We start from the raw sequence: 17,366 nt of genomic DNA on the forward strand, positions 1-17,366 counted from the left end.
CTTCAGTCCGTGGCATGATGTCTCCTTTCGCCTTGTGTGGGGTTGTGGGGGACATCATGCCACATTATTTGCTTTCTGAAAAGATCCCCTCCCCCTGCCTGTCCGCCCCTGAACCGCGAGCGGGGCGAGGGGATTGGCGGCCCCTCACCCTGGCCCGCTCCCCGCGAGGCGGGGCGAGGGGACTGCACCCCTCACCCTAGCCCTCTCCCCGCGAGCGGGGCGAGGGTACGGGCAGCGCTTTGGCAATACCCGGCGGCTGCGGTATACTGTATCCATCCTGCGTTCTCTCACAAGGCAGACTTCGGGAGGCAAAATGACGAACAATGCAGACGCCGTGGTGGAACATGCGCGACAGGTTTTCCTCTCGTGCCATCACTGATCCGAGACGATTGTGATCGCCGTCGGCGATTACTACTTCGGCAAGGCGCCCGAGATTCTCATCCGCGCTGCGTGTCCGCTGGCCGGCGGCGCGGGGTGCTCGTATCAGGAAATGTGCGGGCTGCTCAGCGGCGGGCTGATGATGATGGGCGCGCTGCTTGGCCGGGTCTCCATCTCGGAGAACGACGAGGCGGTACAGACGCTGGGCCGCGAGTTTCGGGAGCGTTTTCGCGCGCTGGCCGGACACACCCAATGCCAGGCCATCCGCGACGGCCTTCCGGACAAGGACAAGCGGTGCGAGCCGATTGTCGTGGGCACTGTCCGCATCCTGCTGGATCTGCTGGCGGCGCAGGGCGTGGCGCCCAGGGCGTGATGCGCGACGACGCGCCGCCTAGCCGAGCAGTCGCCTGCGCATCCACACGTACATCGCAGCGGGCAGGAGCACCATAAGCGCAAGGGTCAGGAGGAATGCCGGGTTGTTCGTCCAGGGGGCAAGACCGGTGGCGACGGGCCCGAAAAAGTTCATGCCGAAGAAACTGGCGATGAACGAGATGGGCATGAACAACGTGGTGATGAGTGTCAGGGTTTTCATCACGTCGGTCAGGCGATTGTTGACGACGGACAGGTAGGTGTCCAGCACGCCGGTAACCAGGTCGCGCATGGATTCGTTGATGTCGTGCAGGCGCACCAGGTGGTCGTACACGTCGCGGAAGTAGAGGCGGCCGCGGGCATCTACCACCTCGTAGTCGTCGCGGGCCAGTTTGTTGAGCACCTCGCGCTGGGGCGCGATGATGCGTCGCAGGTTGAGGAGCGCCCTCTTGAGGGCCAGGAGCCGCTCCAGCGTGGCCGTGCGCAGCGACCCTGCCAGCACCTGATCTTCCAGTTGGTCTATGGCGACGTCAATCTCCTCAAAGACAGGCATGTAGCCCGCAACGATCTCATCGGCGATGCGGTAGGCGCGGCGCACTTCCGAAAAGTGCGTTGCATCTATGCTCGTGGCGCGACCAACAGACGCTGGAACCGATACCTGGCCGTAGTACCTTATTCCTATTGCAGGGGCCGGTATATGCTCTTATAATGGCGGTAGATTATCGGAGTATCCACAATTTAGTTTGAAAGGAGATGTCAAGATGTTCTACTTGCCGCGGGAGAAAGGCCAGGGGTTGGTTGAGTACGCTCTGATTCTCGTGCTGGTGGCCGTGGTCGTGATCGCTGTGCTGTTGCTGCTTGGCCCGGCGGTCGGCAACGTGTTCAGCACGATCATCTCCAACCTGTAGGTCGCGACACTCGGAAACCCACTTCTACAACTGAATAGCAAGGAGGCCCCGCTGTGGAAGCGGGGCTTTCTTTTGCGCTTGCGGGTACGGCAGGCGCGGAGGCGCTACCCGCCGCCAGTCGCCCGAGTAACCCTGCGCCCCTTCCACTCGGCGCCGCCTCGGCGCGCCAGCACCAGCGATCGGACGGCGATGGCGAACGCGATGGGGATGGACACAGGGTAGAGCAGGGCCACGTACAGGGGGAACTTGAAGCGGGCGCACGCGATGGCCCAGGTGGCGAGCATCTCGGCCACGACGATCATCGCAGGGCCAGGGGCGAATGCGGGGGGCAGCACGCCAAGGCCCGCGGCCACCAGCACGAGGATGGGCTCCCACGCCAACACCAGCAGGTAGGTCCAGACGAACAGGAGCAGAGCCGCGTTGTAGCGGAACGCGGCGTACAGGTTCTTGCTGAAGCCAGTCCAGGCTTCGCGGAAGTTGCGGTACATTCGACATTGAACGCGGTCCGTCCCATCCGCGAGCCGCAGCCGCAGGCCAGCCGCCTTGACTCGCGCGGCGAGGGCCAGGTCGTCCACCACATTTTCGCGGATGGCGGCGTGCCCGCCGATGGCCTCGTAGGCTGCGCGTCGGAACAGCATGTACTGGCCTATCGCCACCGAAAGATCGGGCGCGAGCCGACTGTGCGCCAAGGGGACCGAGAGGTACGAGTGGATGCTCCAGTACATGACCGGCACCACGAGCCGCTCGCCCCAGGTAACCGCCTGCTCTTGCGGGAACACCGAGAGCAGATCGGCGCCGGTGGCCAACATCGTGGCCACGGTCTCGCGTAGCGCGCTTGGATGATGGCGGGTGTCGGCGTCGGTGAACAGGAGGAGCGTCCCCTCGGCGGCCTGCGCCAGTTGGGCGCAGGCCCAGTGCTTTCCGATCCAGCCGTCGGGGCGCGGTTCGCCCTTGAGCACGCGAAGCCGTGGGGACTCGGCTGCCAACGCCTGCAGGCGAGCCAGCGTCCCGTCGGTGGACTCGTCGTCCAGGACCAGCACCTCAAAGTCGGGGTAGTCCTGCGCCAGGAGGTCGCGGACGCACGGGCCGATGTTGTGCTCCTCGTTGCGGGCGGGGACGAGGATGGAGACCCGCGGGGCCGCCCCGATCAGGGGGTATTTGCCGATCTTGCGCAGGGCCCACAGGTTGCCCAGCGCGTTCAGCAGGATGATGGCCAGGAAAACCGTCAGGCTGTACTGGTGCTGGGACCAGAACCCGTTCATTGCGAGCCTCGCAGCCGCCGTAGCAGCCAGGGCCGGAACCGAATGGACTGCCGAAGGTCTGCGCGGTGCTTCCAGACCATGATGGCGGTGTTGCCGGCCCAGACTGCCAGGAGCCCAGGCGGATGCCCGCGCAGCAGGAGGTGTGCCAGCAAGCCTGCCATCCCCAGCATGGCCGACCAGGCGTCCACCGCGATCGTGAAGTAGAACACGCCCAGCAGCACGCCGAGGATGATGGGCACTTCGCCCACGGTAAGCCCCGTCCAGATGCCAAAGGTTACGGCCACTGCCTTTCCCCCGCGGAAGCGCAGGAAGGGCGAGAAGGCATGTCCCAGAACCGGCGCGAGCGCCACGGCGACCAGCGCGGGGCCGTCCATGCCCAGACGGAAATGGGCGAAGCCCACAGGGACTGCGCCCTTGAGGTAGTCCAGCAGGACCGCCAGTAGGCCCACGGGCCAGCCGCCGGCGCGCCAGGCGTTGGCCGCGCCTGGGTTTCCGTCGCCGTAGCGGCGGATGTCAGCGCGCAGCAGGAGACGGCCGATCCAAACGGAGAAAGGAATGGAACCCGACAGGAAGCCGATCGCTATCCAGAAGAGTGTGCCCACAGGCCGCCTCTGACGGGCGCATCGTACCGAGAGTACCGCGGTTGCCCGAATTCAGGGCCAGTATAGCAGAGTTGCTGCCACGCGCAAGATTGTCGCCGCGGCTCGGTTCTATTCGTGTGGTGCAAGGCGTGAGGCACTTCCGGAAGTGCGTCGCACCTGTACCCATGCCGCGACGGCCACTATCCGGAACCGAGTCGTCCCCGCCATCCCCCTTGACGCCGCGCGGGACCCGGCTACAATTGCGCTGCGTCGGCGCTTCTGCGCGCAAACGAAAAGGGGGAGGTGGCAGTATGCTCAGAGAGTTCAAGGAATTCGCGATGCGGGGCAACGTGGTGGACATGGCGGTGGGCATCATCATCGGCGCGGCCTTCGGGAAGATCATTACGTCGCTGGTGAACGACATCCTCATGCCGCCCATCGGGTTGCTGCTGGGGGGCGTGGATTTCGGCGACCTGTACTTGAACCTGTCGGGCGGCTCGTATGCTTCGCTGGCCGAGGCCAAGGCCGCGGGCGCAGCCACCATCAACTACGGCGCGTTTCTCAACACCGTGATTGACTTCATCATCGTGGCCTTTGCCATCTTCCTGGTGGTGCGCGCCATCAACCGCATGAGGCGTCAGCCCGCGCCCGCCGAGCCGACGACGAAGGAGTGCCCGTTCTGCCTGTCCAAGATTCCGCTCAAGGCGACGCGTTGCCCGTTCTGCACCTCGGAGTTGGGTCGCCAAGGCGCATGAGAAGGCTGAGAGCCATCTGGCGAGACTTGCGGATCGTCATCCGCGCCGTGTCGGGCAACCTGGCGCTGTTTGCGGCGCTCCTGGTTGGCGCGGCGGTCCTGATGCGCCTGGCCGGTTCCTATCCGCACGAAAGCCTGCTGGATCTCATCGTGCGCGCGTTTCACATGGCCTATCTTGAGGCGGTGGTGGAGCCAGGGGACGGGTGGCTGCCCGACGCGCTGACGTTCGTTGTCCCCGCGCTGACCATTCTCATTCTGGGCGAGGGGGCCTTGCGCGTGGTCGCCGTCTATGTGCGGCGCGATGAATACCGAGAGGAGTGGGATCGGTTGGTTGCGAGAACATTCTCCGGACATACCATCATCTGCGGCGTCGGCGAACTGGGGCGTGCGATGTGTCGCAAACTGCTCGCGGTGAACCCCGATGCGCCCATCGTTCTGGTGGACGTGAAGCCCGATATGCTGCCGGAAATCGGCGTCGCTGCGCCAAACGTGTGCTATCTTCAGGCCGACATGACCGCGCTGGCGACGCTGGAGGCTGCCCACTGCCGAGAGGCCGCGCTCGTCATTTTGGCTTCGGGCAATGACGCGCTGAATCTGGAGGCGGGGTTCAAGGCGCATAACCTGAATCCGGAAGCCGAGATTTGGATACGGCTGTACCGAAACGAACTGGCGGCGCTGATGGATGTGGCCGCGAAGCCCACCATCCACTTCTTCAGCCCGTATGAGCGCGCGGCCGACGCGCTGGTGGAGCACCTGCGGAATCCCCAGCACTGAGCGTGCGGCGCTTTTGGCGGCCCGCGTGCTTCGTGGTAGTATGGGTGTTCCACGGCACAGGCCGCATTGGCGCTGTCGTGCCAGATGCTCACAAAGGAGTGAACGGATGCAGACCATGCGAACCGAGGACTACATCGCCCTGGAGGAGCGATACAACGCCCACAACTACAAGCCGCTGGACGTGGTCATCGCCCGCGCGGAAGGCGCAGCGGTGTGGGACGTGGAGGGCCGCAGGTACCTGGACTTCCTGTCGGCGTATTCGGCCGTGAACCAGGGCCACTGCCACCCGCGCATCGTGCGGGCGCTGGTGGAGCAGGCGCAGAAGGTAACGCTGACCTCGCGCGCCTTCCGCAACGACCAGTTGCCCCTGCTTGCGAAGGAACTGTGCGAACTTTTTGGCTACGAGATGATGCTCCCGATGAACACCGGCGTGGAGGCGGTGGAGACGGCCATCAAGGCGGCGCGCAAGTGGGCGTACAAGGTGAAGGGCGTCGCCGATGAGCAGGCCGAGATCATCGCGTGCACGGGCAACTTCCACGGGCGCACGACTACCATCATCAGTTTCTCCAGCGAGGAGCAGTACCGCGACGGGTTTGGCCCGTACACCCCAGGGTTCAAACTCATTGCGTTCGGTGACGCCGACGAACTGGAGCGGGCCATCACACCTCGCACGGCAGCCTTTCTTTTTGAGCCGATCCAGGGTGAGGCCGGCGTGGTGGTGCCACCCGCTGGGTATCTCCGCGCGGTGCGGGAGATTTGCACGCGGCACCGCGTGCTGATGATCGCGGACGAGATTCAGACCGGCATGGGGCGCACGGGCAAGATGCTGGCGTGCGACCACGAGGGCGTACGCCCCGACGTGGTTACGCTGGGCAAGGCGCTGTCGGGCGGGCTGTATCCGGTCTCGGCGGTGCTGGCCTCGCGCGAGGTGCTGGGCGTATTCGCGCCAGGCGACCATGGCTCCACGTTTGGCGGCAACCCGCTGGCGTGCGCGGTGGCGCGGGAGGCGCTGCGCGTCATCGTGGACGAGCGCCTGCCCGAGCGGGCGGCGGCCCTGGGCGAGCGGATGACGGCGCGCCTGCGGCAGGTGTGCAGCCCGCACGTGGAGCAGGTGCGCGGCAAGGGGCTAATGGTGGGCGTCGTCCTGAAGCGCCAGGCGGGCGGGGCGCGGCGCTTCTGCGAGGCGCTCAAAGAGCGCGGCGTCCTGGCCAAGGAGACGCATGAGCACGTGATCCGCCTGGCCCCGCCGCTGGTCATCTCCGAGCAAGACCTGGATTGGGCGCTGGATCGGGTGGAAGATGTCCTGCAGATGCCGTAGCGTCCGCGAGGGAGGATGCCGTGCCGACCGAGAGTCGCCGCCAGACGGTTGAGGCGTTCGCGCCTGCTCTCGTGGCGGTGGCCGCGTACCTTGTCTTTCTGGCGCTTGTCCTCGCGCCCTACGGCTTCAACGTCTCGGCGCTCATCGGCCTGGGCGCGACAAACCCGCTCAACGACGCTGCGTCGCTCCCCGATGGCCTCATTGTCTTTCAGGGCATCGGATACGACGGCCAGCATTTCTACCACGTTGCGCGGAGCCTGGTGCGCGGCGAGCGTCCGTCGGTGCCTGCGGTGCGGGTGCAGCGCATCGGGTACCCGCTGGCGGCGGCGCTGCTGTCGCTGGGGCGGGAGGCCGCTATCCCCTACGCGCTCGTGGCCGTCAACCTGCTCGCCGTGGCGACGGGCACGGCGGTTTTCGTCCGCTTGCTGCGCCGCCATGGACTCAACCCCTGGTGGAGCCTGCTGTTTGCGCTGAACTCGGGCCAGATTCTGGCGGTGCAGATGGATTTGGCGCTGCCGATGGTGCTGGCGTTCGCGGCGGGCGCGTGGCTGTGCTGGGAGAGGCGGCGCGTGGCAGCGGCCAGCGCGTTGCTGGCTGCGGCTCTCCTGACCAGGGAAAGCGCCGTCTTGTTCCTGTTGCCTCTCGTGGCGGCGGAACTGCTGGCAAAGCGGTGGCGGGATGCGGCGATTCTGGGCCTGTCGGTGGTGCCCTTTTTTGCATGGCAGGGGGCGCTCAAGGTGTGGCTGGGAGCGGGAGGGCTGGCGGTGTCGGCGAGGCACATCGTGGTGCCTGGCGCGGGCATGGCGACGGCGCTGGGCAACGCGGTCGCGAGCATCGGCCAGGGACTGGGGACGATGGTCAGGCAGGGGAGCATCGTGGCGGTGATGGCGCTGACCCTGGCCGCGCTGGCGGTGTCGCTGTGGCGGATGCGCGGGGGTTACGACGCCTACACGGGCGGCGTGTTCGTCCATGCGGCTTTCGCGCTCTTCGCCAGTTACGACATCTGGGCGGCGTATGCCTCGGCAGGGCGGGTGTTCGCGGGGATGTTTCCGCTGCTGGTGCTCGCCTATGCCGTCCGCCGCGACCGATGGACGCTCCTGCTGATCGGCGCGAGCGCGGCGCTGGCGCTCTTCACGCTGCTGCGACCGTTCATCATCTCGCCGCACGTGCCGTTTGTGGTAACGGGGTAAACCGTGCGCTCACCGCGGAGCAAGTGGAGACCGCAGAGATATACCCCGAAATCTCCGCGTCCTCGCCGGTCTATGCCGTGAGAACCCCCTACGTCCCCGCCCGATGCCAGCCGCGGGGTTCTACTTGAACTTGAACGCCGCCTGCATGTACTCAAAGATCTTCATGTTCGCGTCCAGGTCTTTGTCCGGCGTCGCGCCCATGAAGATAAGCACCGTGCCGTCGTCCCGCTTCGCCATGACGATGTGCGCGCCCATCTTGCCGATGTCGGGGTCTGTCCCCGTGCCGACGAAGATTTTCCCCTTCGCGCCGCCCATGGTCGTATCGCCTTGCTTGATGATCTTGACATCCGGCTCGCGGGTGAGGTCCATCTCCGCCATGGCCGCGTCAATGTCCTCCACCCCCATCGCGCCCGCCAAGGATTGCGGAACGGTCATCAGCACGACGATAGGGTTGTCGTTCCCCAGTTTGTTGAGGTCCAAGTTGGCTGGGTCCGAGGTGTCAATCGCCTGCGGAGAGAAGAAGGCCATGCTGATGCCCATCATGTCCAGGCTGCTCTCCTGCCAGGCCGTGGGGTACTCCATGGTGAAGGTGCTCGCCTCGTACTTCTGCATCGCCACGGGGGGCTTGCCTGCGCCGCCGCCACCGCCACAGGCCGCCAGCAGTACAACGGCAACGACGAGCGCAACCATCGGGTACAGTTTCTTGTTCACGCCGATCTCCTTTCGTAGTTGCGGCGTAGGATCGCCGCGCGAGGGTATTGTAGCACAGTGTGCCGCGGCGTGCAATGCGGGGATGCCGTTAGATTCGGCTCCATCCTGTGTAGGCGACAAAGGTGCGACGCACTTCGGAAAATGCGTCGCACCTTTGCCCATGGCGCGACCAACGGACTCTGGAACCGATCCGGCTATTACCGCATCTTGCCCCGCGCCAGCGACGCAAAGACGCCGCCAAAGCACAGGATGGCGAAGGTAACGAACGCCGTGTGCGCGGCGCGAAGGAACAGCGGGTAGTACTCTGGCGAGATCTGCACCGGCCCGAGGATGAGATTGATGATGAGCATCACGACGCCCATGCTGAACATCTGGCCGACGAGCCGCATGGTGGCCTGTGTCGCCGATGCGACGCCGTAGAAGCGCCGCTCCACGGAGCCCATGATGGCGTTGGTGTTGGGCGACGAGAACAGGGCGAATCCCAGGCCCAGGAACAACAAACTGCCGATGATGAACGGCAGGGGCGTCGTCGCGTTCAGCAGCGTGAGCAGGATCAAGCCGATGACGTTGAGGGCCATGCCGGTGGATGCCACAATGCGCGGCTCAATGCGGTCGGACAGGCGGCCCGCCAGCGGCGAGAACAGCGCCTGCATGGCCGGCTGGGCGATGAGGACGAAGCCCGCCGCCTGGGGCGTGAGCGCCTTGATGTACTGGAGGTACAGGCTGAGGAGGAAGCCGATGGCGGCGGTGGCGGCGTAGTTGATGAGGGCGGCCAGGTTGGACAGGGCGAATACGCGGCTCCGGCGGAACAGGCTCACGTCCAGCACGGGGTGCGTCGCGCGCGATTCCCACAGGACGAATGCGGCGATGCCCGCCAACCCCGCCGCCACCAGGACCGCGCCCAGGCCCGCCGGCAGGCGCGAGAATCCGTACATCAGCGAGGCCAGCCCCGCGCCGTAGATGGCCGAACCGGCCCAGTCAAACGGCTCCCCGCGCGCCTCGGCCCATTCGCCCTTCAGGTTGGCGAGGGTGAACGGCACGAGGAACAGGCACAGCGGCACGTTGACATAAAACACGCTTCGCCAGCCCAGGTGCTGGGTCAGCAGCCCCCCGATAACAGGCCCCAGCGACAGCCCCAGGTACACCGCTGCCACGTTGATGCCCAGGGCGCGCCCGCGCTCGTTGGGCGGGAAGACCGACGTGAGGATGGCGATGCCCGTGCCGAAGACCATTGCCCCGCCGATGCCCTGCAGCACTCGGAAGATGATGAGCATGGTCCCTGACGCGGCGGATCCGCACAGCAGCGAGAAGAAGCCGAAGATGGTCACGCCCCATAGGAAGATTTTCTTGCGGCCGTGGATGTCGGCGGCGCGCCCGAAGGGCACGAGGAAGATGGCCGACGACAGGCTGTAGGCCATGGCGATCCAGGACAGGAGTACCGCGTTCATGACCAGGGCCTTGCCGATGGAAGGCAGCGCCACGTTGATGGAGGACCCCATGAAGGGGGTGAGGAACGACCCCGTGGCGACGACGATGAGGGCGGTTCGTTTGCTCACAGCGTTTTGCATGACGAGTGCTCCGATGCAGGATGTCAGGCGCACCACACGTGTGCAGCGGATTGTAGCACCCGAGGCGCGGGGTGTCAAGCGCGGGGTGGGCGGGCGCGGGCAGGCCCCTCACCCTGGCCCTCTCCCCGCAAGGCAGGGCGAGGGGGAACCCCGCGGCGGCTATGGAAAGCCGCCCTACGTGTTCCGTTGGGGCGGGCGGGCGGCGGGGCTGCGTTTGACGCGCCCCTGGGAAGGTGTTATACTTCGCACAAGCCGCCAAAGCCTGCAAAGACGCAAACAACAGACTGCACGAAGGAGAGTAGTCATATGGCTGAGAAGATGCGCGCCGTGCGCAAGGTCCGGCCCGGCCCAGGGCTGGAAATGACCGAGATTGACATCCCCCGCATCCGGCCCAACGAAGTCCTCGTCAAAGTCCGCGCCACCTCTATCTGCGGCACCGACGTTCACATCTACAAGTGGGACGCCTGGTCGCAAAGCCGCATCAAGCCGCCCATCACCATCGGCCACGAGTTCTGCGGCGACGTGGTGGAGGTGGGCAGCGAGGTGCGGTCGCTCCGGGTCGGCGATTTCATCTCCGCCGATTCCCACATCTTTGACGGGACATGCCACGTCTGCCGCAATGGCCAGCCGCACATCTGCCAGAACCTGGTCATCTTCGGCGTAGACACCAACGGCTCCTACGCCGAGTACGTGGCCGTGCCAGAGACCTCGGCGTGGAAGAACGACCCCGACCTGGATCCGGCCATCGCATCCATCCAGGATCCGCTGGGCAATGCCGTGTACGCCGTGCTGTGCGAGCCGATCACGGGCAAGTCGGTGGCGATTTTCGGCGACGGGCCCATCGGCCTGTTTGCCATCGGCGTGGCGCGGGCGTCGGGCGCGAGCCGCATCTACCACGTCGGCAAGTATCCGGCCCGCATCGCCATCGGGCAGAAGATGGGCACCGACATCGCCATCAACGTGGCCGACGGCGGCGTGGTGGAGCGCATCATGGACGACACCCACGGCCTGGGCGTGGACGTGGCGATAGAGATGACGGGCAACCAGACGGCGGTGGATCAGTCGCTGGCCGTGCTGCGCAAGGGCGGTCGGTGGGTGGCCTTCGGCATCCCGTCGCAGCCCATCACCATTGACCTGAACAAGAGCGTCATCTTCAAGGGCATTACCATCTACGGGATCAACGGGCGGCAACTGTGGCAATCGTGGATGCAGATGCAAGGGCTGTTCCGCGCCGGGTTTGACCCCTCGCCGGTCATCACGCACAAGATCAAACTGGACGAGTTCCAGACGGGATTTGACCTGATGACGGCTGCCAACCGTCAGGCTGCCAAAATCGTGATGTACCCGTAGCCGATAGCCCATAGCCCATAGCCATTAGCCATTGGCTAGAGGCCAAGGGCTAATGGCCAGACGAAAGGAGTGATTGTACACCGATGACTACTGACAAATTTGCGTTCATTGACGAGGAAACCGCTTCGCTGAAGGAGCAGGGGCTGTACATCCACATCCGCACCATTGGCTCGCCGCAGGGCGCGTGGACGGTGGTGGACGGGCGCAAGGTGCTGAACTTCTGCGTCAACAACTACCTGGGGTTCGCGAACCACCCGAAACTCAAGGAGGCCGCCAAGAAGGCGATAGACGAGTGGGGCGTGGGGCCGGCCGCCGTGCGCTCCATCGCCGGCACGATGAGCCTGCACGTGGAGTTTGAGAAGCGCATGGCCGCGTTCAAGGGTGTGGAGGCGGCCGTGTCCTTCCAGTCGGGATTCTGCGCCAACCTGGCGGCGATTCCCACGCTGGTCGGCCCCGAAGATGTCATCTTCTCGGACGAACTGAACCACGCCAGCATCATTGACGGGTGCCGCCTGTCGCGGGCGAAGATCGTGCGCTACCCCCACTGCGACCCCGACGGGCTGGAGGAGGTCATCCGCGCCGAGCCGAAGACCTACCGCCGCGCCCTCATCGTTACGGACGGCGTCTTCTCCATGGACGGGGATGTGGCTCCGCTGGACAAACTCTACGAGGTGGCCCAGCGCCACAACTTCATCCTGATGGTGGATGACGCGCATGGCGAAGGCGTGCTCGGCAAGGGCGGACGTGGCATCGTGGATCACTTCCACCTGCACGGCAAGGTGGATGTGGAGGTGGGCACGTTGTCCAAGGCCTTCGGCGTCGTGGGTGGCGTGGTGGCAGGGAGCCAGCGGGTGGTGGATTACATGCGCCAGAAGGCGCGGCCATTCCTGTTCTCCAGCGCCGTAACTCCCGCCGACGTGGCCGCGTGCATCGCCGCCGTGGACGTGCTGGAGGAGTCCACCGAACTGGTGGATCGCCTGTGGGAGAACACGCGCTACTTCAAGGCCGAGATGAAGCGGCTGGGGTTCAACACCGGCGTGAGCACGACGCCCATCACGCCGGTCATGCTGGGCGAAGCGCCGCTGGCCAAGGAGTTCTCGCGCCGCCTGTTTGAGAACGGCCTGTTCGCCATGGCGCTGGGCTTTCCCACCGTGCCGCGCGGCAAGGCTCGCATCCGCGTGATGATCTCCGCCGTGCACACGAAGGACGACCTGGACAAGGGGCTGGAGATCTTCGCGAAGGTGGGCAAGGAGTTGGGGGTCATCTAGAAGGCTCGCTGTGGCGCGACAGAGGGTACACGGCCGCGCGGATGGTTGGCGTCGTCCGAGGGGGCGGATCCTCGCGCGTAAGGGGCGTTTGGATCGCGAAGGGCACGAAAGGGCGCGAAAGCCACGAAAACCGCGCCCGCGCGGATGTCCACAAGCGCGGGGCTAACCCCCCGCGCTGGGGGTGCGAAGCCCCTTCGGGGCTGAGAATAGCCCGCAGGGCTTTGCCCCTTCAGCCCGATGCTTCAGCGTCGGGCGGGCGGAGCACAACGTGCGACGCACCTCGGAGGTGCGTTGCACGTGTTTTATGCGAGCGGAGAGGGGGATTTGAGGGGGTGAGATCAGTGGGCGCACGGCCGCGCGCCCGCCTCTTTGACGCGGGCGGGGATGTAGAGCAAATTGCCAATTTGCTCCACGCGGGTGGGGGCGAATCGCCGCATGCTCGCGCGGGGGCTGAACCCCCGCGCTGAACGGGCCAAGCCCCCTTCGGGGCTGAGAATAGCCCGCAGGGCTTCGCCCCTTCAGCCCGATGCTTCAGCGTCGGGCAGCCACCGCACCATGCTACGGCGCCACCCGCACGGTCAGATTGCCGACGGCCACGTCGGCCTCCACCTCCACGCGGTTCGTGGCCGTCGCATAGCCGGGCGAGGTGTACGTATCGCCATCGCGCACGTAGCCAGCAGGGAACGACCGACCGGCCAGCGCCGCGCCCGCTCGGATGCGCGCCTCCACCCCACGCGGGATCTCAATCACCAGGTTGCCCACGGCCACCGACACACTCACCGCCGCGCGCCCCTCCGACGGGAGCCTCACCGTCGCATCCCCGACGGCCAGGTTCACCTCGGCCGCGCTCACGTCCAGCGCCGACAGATCGGCGGTCATCTTGCCCACCGACAAATCCAATTCCAGCGTCAGGGGCACGTCAGGGGTCAGGGCCAAGTCCCACGCGCGGGAGTCCTTCCACCCCAACGCCGCCGGCCCCCATTGCTTCTTGTCGCTGGACAGGGACAGGCGGGCGACCTCGCCGCCGCTGAATGCGCGCGACACGGTCTCGCCCCGCGCCAGTTGCAACGACCCCTCGGCCAGATTCCCCGACCCTGCCGGAAGCGCCCGCACGCGCATATCGCCCACCGCCTGCGCGATCTCCACGTCGGCCCGTGCGGCGTTGCCCAGCGGATACGCCACGGTCTCCGTCGTCGCCACGGCCGGGCCGCTGGACGTGGACGCCAGCCACACCCCGCCCACAAGCAACGCCAGGATGAGCGCCAGCGTCAGCAGTGAACCCCACACCGACCGTCGGCCGATGACCAAGTCCAGACCGATGGCGATGAGGATCACCGGCCACATGCGAAGGAGCGTCCCCCACACATCCCACGGCAGGACGCCTAGATTGTTCAGCAAGAGCACAACCCCCAGCCCGATGAGAATGACGGGCCACACCAGTCCGCCTCGGCGCGGCTTCTCCTCCATGATCTAATTCCTCCCCAGGGTTCCGTCGGCCTATCGGCGGCGGAAGATAAGGACCAGCCCCACCGCAATCAGCAAGACCGGCCACAGCGTGTCAAACGTCAGCCACCAGAGCCACGAGACGTGGAGCGTCTCCAGCAGGGCCAGCCCGCCCAGGATGATCAGCCCCACGCCGATGGCGACGGGCAGTGGATGCGAATCGCTCGCCATGGCCTTCTGGAACTCGGAGCCGGCGTTGCGGGCGCGTTCGGCCATCTCGTCGGCGCCCGCGCGGATGGTGGCCTCGGTGGCCGCCGCGGTCTCCATGTCCTCGCGCGGGATCAGCAGCCACAGCAGCAGATACACCAGCACCCCGACCCCGCGCCCGATGCCCAGCAGCACGAACAAGACGCGCACCAGGCCCGCGTCAATCCCCAGGTACTCGCCCAGGCCCCCGCACACCCCGGCGATGACGCGGTTCTTGGCGCTTCGGGTCAGCCGCTTGCCTTCCATGTCCGCCTCCTTACGCGCCCCCGCGTGGGACAAGCGCCCGCCACAGGAGCACAAGGCCCGCCAGGATGAGCGCCGCGGGCAGGACGTACGACAGGCTCACCGCCGCGCCCACAAGCAGGAACACCCCCATGGCGCCCAGGATGACCGCCGGAATCGCCGCCCAGGTCTGGCGCCCCTGCGGCGTCGGCAGGAAGTAAAGCCCGCCGAAAGTCGCCGCCAGCCCCAGGAAGAAGATGCCGCCCACGGCCTCGCCCTGCGCCTTTTCGGCCAGGGCCGCCACCACGCCCAGCGTTACCAGCACCCCGCCCGGAATCAGCGCCCACCAGAAGTCGCGCCGCGTCAGGTAGATGGCCCAGAAGGCCAGGCCGATGGCGCCGAGGAAGATCCCGCCGCTGATGGCGCCCGTGTCGCCCAGGGGGAGCGCCTCCAGGGCGATGACCGCCGCAAGCCCGAGCAGCGTGAACCCCGGGATAAGCGCCCACCAGTGCATGCGGTCCGTGGCGTACCGATACAGGAACGCCGCGCCCCCCACAGCGAACAGCGCCGCCCAGAACAAGTCCCCCGCGCCGGCGAGCACCCCCAGATTGTCCAGCAGGAACAGCAATCCGGCCAGGACCAGCACCGCGCCGAACACCAACCGAACATCAAGTCGTTTCATGCCACGTCCCTCCTACAGGTCTTCATGCAGACTCGCGTAGATTTGCGGTCATTTTCCTCCCGCCCGATGGTAAACGCTGTTGGCACACGAGAATCGCGAAGAGCCGCGCAAGGCGCGAAAAGCACTCGCGTTTTTCACGCCGCTGCGTGCGCCTCGTGCCTCAAACGTTGCCCCTGCCCTACATACGCTCCGCGCCCGCGAATAGCCCGACCGCACGTGAATCAAGCATTCGCCAGGTTCGTGGTTCTGGCATCCTCACCTCCTCGGGCGGACAAAGCCGCGCACCAGAATGACCAGCCCCAACACGATGAGCAGGACGGGCCAGTACGCGCCAAGCAGGTTCGGCCCGCCCAAGAACGACGCGAACACGGCGAACAGGATGAGGCTGATGAAGACGAGCCAGGCCCCCGCCGAAATCTCGCCGCGCTTGCCTGCGATGATGCCCGATAGCAGCGTGCCCAGGCCCACGAACCCAGGGATGAGCGCCCAGGCGTAGGCCCAAGAATCCCAGTTGCCCGTCGCGTTCTGCCAGTACAGCAAGCCGCCGATGCCCCCGACGATGCACGCCGGTACGGCCATCTCGGGCACGCCGGTCAGCAGGCCGATGAGCAGCAGGATGACGCCCACGCTGACGATGATCAGCGGCCAGCCGCCCGGGCCGAAGATGCGCGCCTCCAGGCCGGGCACCAGTTGCGCGGCCAGGAACCAGGCGCCCAGCAGGATGAGCACCAGGCCACCGGCCAGATTGGATTTGCGTTTGGGGTTCATGTTTTCTCCTCTGCATCAGCGTCTGGCGGCCAACGCACGATTCCTGCCACCAGGAGTAAGCCCACCATTGTCTTGGCGTCGCAGATTTCACCGGCCCGAACCATGTTCAGGGCCTCGGCCAGGGGAATCCGCGCCACCTGGATGCTCTCGTCATCCTCGGGAGACTGCTCGCCTGGCGACAGGCCCACGGCTAGAAACAGATGGAGCCACTCGTCGCAGAAGCCTGGGGACGTGTAGAACCCGACGAGCGGGCGGAACTCCTCTGCGCGAAAGCCCGTCTCCTCGGCCAGTTCGCGGCGGGCACAATCCACGGGAGCCTCGCCCGATTCCAGCGTCCCCGCCGGTATCTCCCACAGTTCGCGCCCGGCGGGCCTGCGAAACTGCCGCACAAGGAGCACCCGGCCCTCGTCGTCCAGCGCCACAATGCCCACCGCGCCCCGCGCTTCCACAACCTCGCGGGTGGTGCGCCGCCCGCTGCGCAAAGCCACCTCGTCCACGCGCAGGCGGACAAGTCGTCCTTCGTAGACGAGGCGGCTGCTGAGTGTGCGTTCGGTTTTCACGTTACGGGATGACCAAATGCTGGCCAGGGTAGATGATGTTCACGTTGGACAAGTTGTTTGCCAGAGCGATGGCCTGCACCGACGTGCCGTACATGAGCGCGATGCGGTACAGGGTTTCGCCGGGCTTGACCACGTGAGTCTTGGCTCCCGGCGGCGGAGTTGTCGCCCCTGACGGGATGATGAGCCGCTGGCCCACCTGCAGAAGCGACGGATTCAGGATGCGGTTCACCGACGCCAGGGTCTGCCACGAGACACCGTACCGCGCCGCGATGCTATACAGCGTATCGCCGGGCTTCACCACGTACACGTCGGCAGAAACCGGCTGGCCCGGAATTGTCAGGACCTGCCCGACCTTGATGAGATAGTTGGGCAGCAGGTTGTTGGCCTGAGCGATGGCCTCCACCGTCGTGCCGTACCGCCGCGCCAGCGAGTACACCGTGTCGCCCCACTGGACCACGTGCTGGACGGGCACAGGCGTCGCGGTAGGCGCGGGCGTGGCCGTCCGGGTAATCGGGACGGCGGTGGGCGCAGGTGTGGCCGTGGCCCCAGGCGATGGTGTCAACGTGGGCATCTCGTAGGTGGGCGTCGGCCCAACGGCGATGACCGTAGCGCCGGTGGGCACAACGGCAGGCGTGCCAGGCGGCACCGTTGCCCGCGGTTGCACGCCCGCCGCCGTGGAGACGGGCGTCTCGGCCACGGGGGGTTTGGGCCGCGTGCATGCGGTAAGCCCCGCCACAAGGACAAGAACAACCGCCAGGATAAACCGTATCCTTTTCGTGGACATGGCGTCCTCCTCCGCTGTCGTGCAGCACGGTGGTTTGCCTGTTTTTCAACCGCCATCATCATAGCACATCCACATACGGGCGTCAAGGTTGCCTGGAATGCCCCGCGGTTGCGACCCTTCAGGGGCGGACAGGGGTGAGGTGCGTGTCGGAAAACTCAGGCGGTTCGTGGGCATGGGCACCTTCTGAATATGAACGCGTGCAAATGGTG

Annotated in this window: 18 protein-coding genes and 1 pseudogene; 8 read left to right on the forward strand and 11 right to left on the reverse strand. The window is 66.0% G+C overall.

The features are described from left to right. Positions 1 to 385: 385 nt before the first annotated feature. Positions 386 to 751: pseudogene (locus H5T65_10715) on the forward strand (C_GCAxxG_C_C family protein). 18 nt (positions 752 to 769) lie between these two features. On the opposite strand, the gene H5T65_10720 reads toward H5T65_10715, so the two are convergent. Then, positions 770 to 1,345, reverse strand: coding sequence for a hypothetical protein (locus H5T65_10720; protein ID MBC7259708.1), 576 nt, complete (start codon positions 1,343 to 1,345; stop codon positions 770 to 772). Between the two features lie 163 nt (positions 1,346 to 1,508). Between H5T65_10720 and H5T65_10725 the strand changes: the two genes are divergently transcribed. Then, positions 1,509 to 1,655: a Flp family type IVb pilin gene (locus H5T65_10725; protein MBC7259709.1), complete on the forward strand. Its 147-nt coding sequence runs from the start codon at positions 1,509 to 1,511 to the stop codon at positions 1,653 to 1,655. Between the two features lie 104 nt (positions 1,656 to 1,759). Here H5T65_10725 and H5T65_10730 read toward each other — a convergent pair whose 3' ends face one another. Together H5T65_10730 and H5T65_10735 are read right to left on the reverse strand one after the other, a co-directional pair. Continuing rightward, positions 1,760 to 2,917, reverse strand: a complete 1,158-nt coding sequence (locus tag H5T65_10730) for a glycosyltransferase (protein ID MBC7259710.1) — start codon at positions 2,915 to 2,917, stop codon at positions 1,760 to 1,762. After that, positions 2,914 to 3,519: a glycerol-3-phosphate acyltransferase gene (locus H5T65_10735; GenBank protein MBC7259711.1), complete on the reverse strand. Its 606-nt coding sequence runs from the start codon at positions 3,517 to 3,519 to the stop codon at positions 2,914 to 2,916. The genes H5T65_10730 and H5T65_10735 overlap by 4 nt, the downstream gene beginning before the upstream one ends. A gap of 290 nt (positions 3,520 to 3,809) precedes the next feature. Here H5T65_10735 and mscL point away from each other — a divergent pair, with 290 nt between their 5' ends. The 4 genes from mscL (at position 3,810) to H5T65_10755 (ending at position 7,534) form a co-directional block, all read left to right on the forward strand. Beyond that, positions 3,810 to 4,253 carry a large conductance mechanosensitive channel protein MscL gene (gene mscL, locus H5T65_10740; GenBank protein ID MBC7259712.1) on the forward strand — a complete coding sequence of 148 codons (444 nt, stop codon included), beginning with the start codon at positions 3,810 to 3,812 and terminating at the stop codon, positions 4,251 to 4,253. Next, positions 4,250 to 5,026 carry an NAD-binding protein gene (locus tag H5T65_10745; protein ID MBC7259713.1) on the forward strand — a complete coding sequence of 259 codons (777 nt, stop codon included), beginning with the start codon at positions 4,250 to 4,252 and terminating at the stop codon, positions 5,024 to 5,026. Before mscL ends, H5T65_10745 begins: the two co-directional genes overlap by 4 nt. Positions 5,027 to 5,141: 115 nt before the next feature. Further along, positions 5,142 to 6,344, forward strand: coding sequence for an ornithine--oxo-acid transaminase (gene rocD, locus H5T65_10750; protein MBC7259714.1), 1,203 nt, complete (start codon positions 5,142 to 5,144; stop codon positions 6,342 to 6,344). Positions 6,345 to 6,364: 20 nt separating this feature from the next. Further along, complete coding sequence (locus tag H5T65_10755) at positions 6,365 to 7,534, forward strand: hypothetical protein (GenBank protein ID MBC7259715.1); 1,170 nt, start codon at positions 6,365 to 6,367, stop codon at positions 7,532 to 7,534. 120 nt (positions 7,535 to 7,654) lie between these two features. On the opposite strand, the gene H5T65_10760 is transcribed toward H5T65_10755, so the two are convergent. Next, a complete protein-coding gene (locus H5T65_10760) occupies positions 7,655 to 8,245 on the reverse strand; it encodes a hypothetical protein (protein ID MBC7259716.1) in 591 nt (196 codons plus the stop codon). A gap of 197 nt (positions 8,246 to 8,442) precedes the next feature. Continuing rightward, positions 8,443 to 9,813: an MFS transporter gene (locus H5T65_10765; protein ID MBC7259717.1), complete on the reverse strand. Its 1,371-nt coding sequence runs from the start codon at positions 9,811 to 9,813 to the stop codon at positions 8,443 to 8,445. Between the two features lie 306 nt (positions 9,814 to 10,119). Here H5T65_10765 and tdh point away from each other — a divergent pair, with 306 nt between their 5' ends. Continuing rightward, on the forward strand, positions 10,120 to 11,163 hold the full coding sequence (tdh, locus tag H5T65_10770) for an L-threonine 3-dehydrogenase (GenBank protein MBC7259718.1): 1,044 nt from the start codon (positions 10,120 to 10,122) through the stop codon (positions 11,161 to 11,163). A gap of 83 nt (positions 11,164 to 11,246) precedes the next feature. After that, complete coding sequence (locus H5T65_10775; protein ID MBC7259719.1) at positions 11,247 to 12,431, forward strand: glycine C-acetyltransferase; 1,185 nt, start codon at positions 11,247 to 11,249, stop codon at positions 12,429 to 12,431. 558 nt (positions 12,432 to 12,989) lie between these two features. Here H5T65_10775 and H5T65_10780 read toward each other — a convergent pair. The 6 genes from H5T65_10780 to H5T65_10805 form a co-directional block, all read right to left on the reverse strand. Beyond that, positions 12,990 to 13,898, reverse strand: coding sequence for a hypothetical protein (locus H5T65_10780; protein MBC7259720.1), 909 nt, complete (start codon positions 13,896 to 13,898; stop codon positions 12,990 to 12,992). 30 nt (positions 13,899 to 13,928) lie between these two features. Continuing rightward, positions 13,929 to 14,387 (reverse strand): PspC domain-containing protein, encoded by a 459-nt coding sequence (locus tag H5T65_10785; protein MBC7259721.1) that lies wholly within the window; start codon positions 14,385 to 14,387, stop codon positions 13,929 to 13,931. A 10-nt stretch (positions 14,388 to 14,397) separates the two neighbouring features. Then, complete coding sequence (locus H5T65_10790) at positions 14,398 to 15,045, reverse strand: hypothetical protein (GenBank protein MBC7259722.1); 648 nt, start codon at positions 15,043 to 15,045, stop codon at positions 14,398 to 14,400. Positions 15,046 to 15,300: 255 nt separating this feature from the next. After that, the gene (locus H5T65_10795) at positions 15,301 to 15,813 is read right to left on the reverse strand and encodes a hypothetical protein (protein ID MBC7259723.1); all 513 of its coding nucleotides are present in this window, start codon (positions 15,811 to 15,813) and stop codon (positions 15,301 to 15,303) included. Continuing rightward, complete coding sequence (locus H5T65_10800; GenBank protein ID MBC7259724.1) at positions 15,810 to 16,373, reverse strand: NUDIX hydrolase; 564 nt, start codon at positions 16,371 to 16,373, stop codon at positions 15,810 to 15,812. The genes H5T65_10795 and H5T65_10800 overlap by 4 nt, the downstream gene beginning before the upstream one ends. Before the next feature lies 1 nt (position 16,374). After that, positions 16,375 to 17,157, reverse strand: a complete 783-nt coding sequence (locus H5T65_10805; GenBank protein MBC7259725.1) for a LysM peptidoglycan-binding domain-containing protein — start codon at positions 17,155 to 17,157, stop codon at positions 16,375 to 16,377. Positions 17,158 to 17,366: the final 209 nt, after the last annotated feature.

The organism is Chloroflexota bacterium, assembly GCA_014360805.1.
Lineage (GTDB): Bacteria > Chloroflexota > Anaerolineae > DTLA01 > DTLA01 > DTLA01.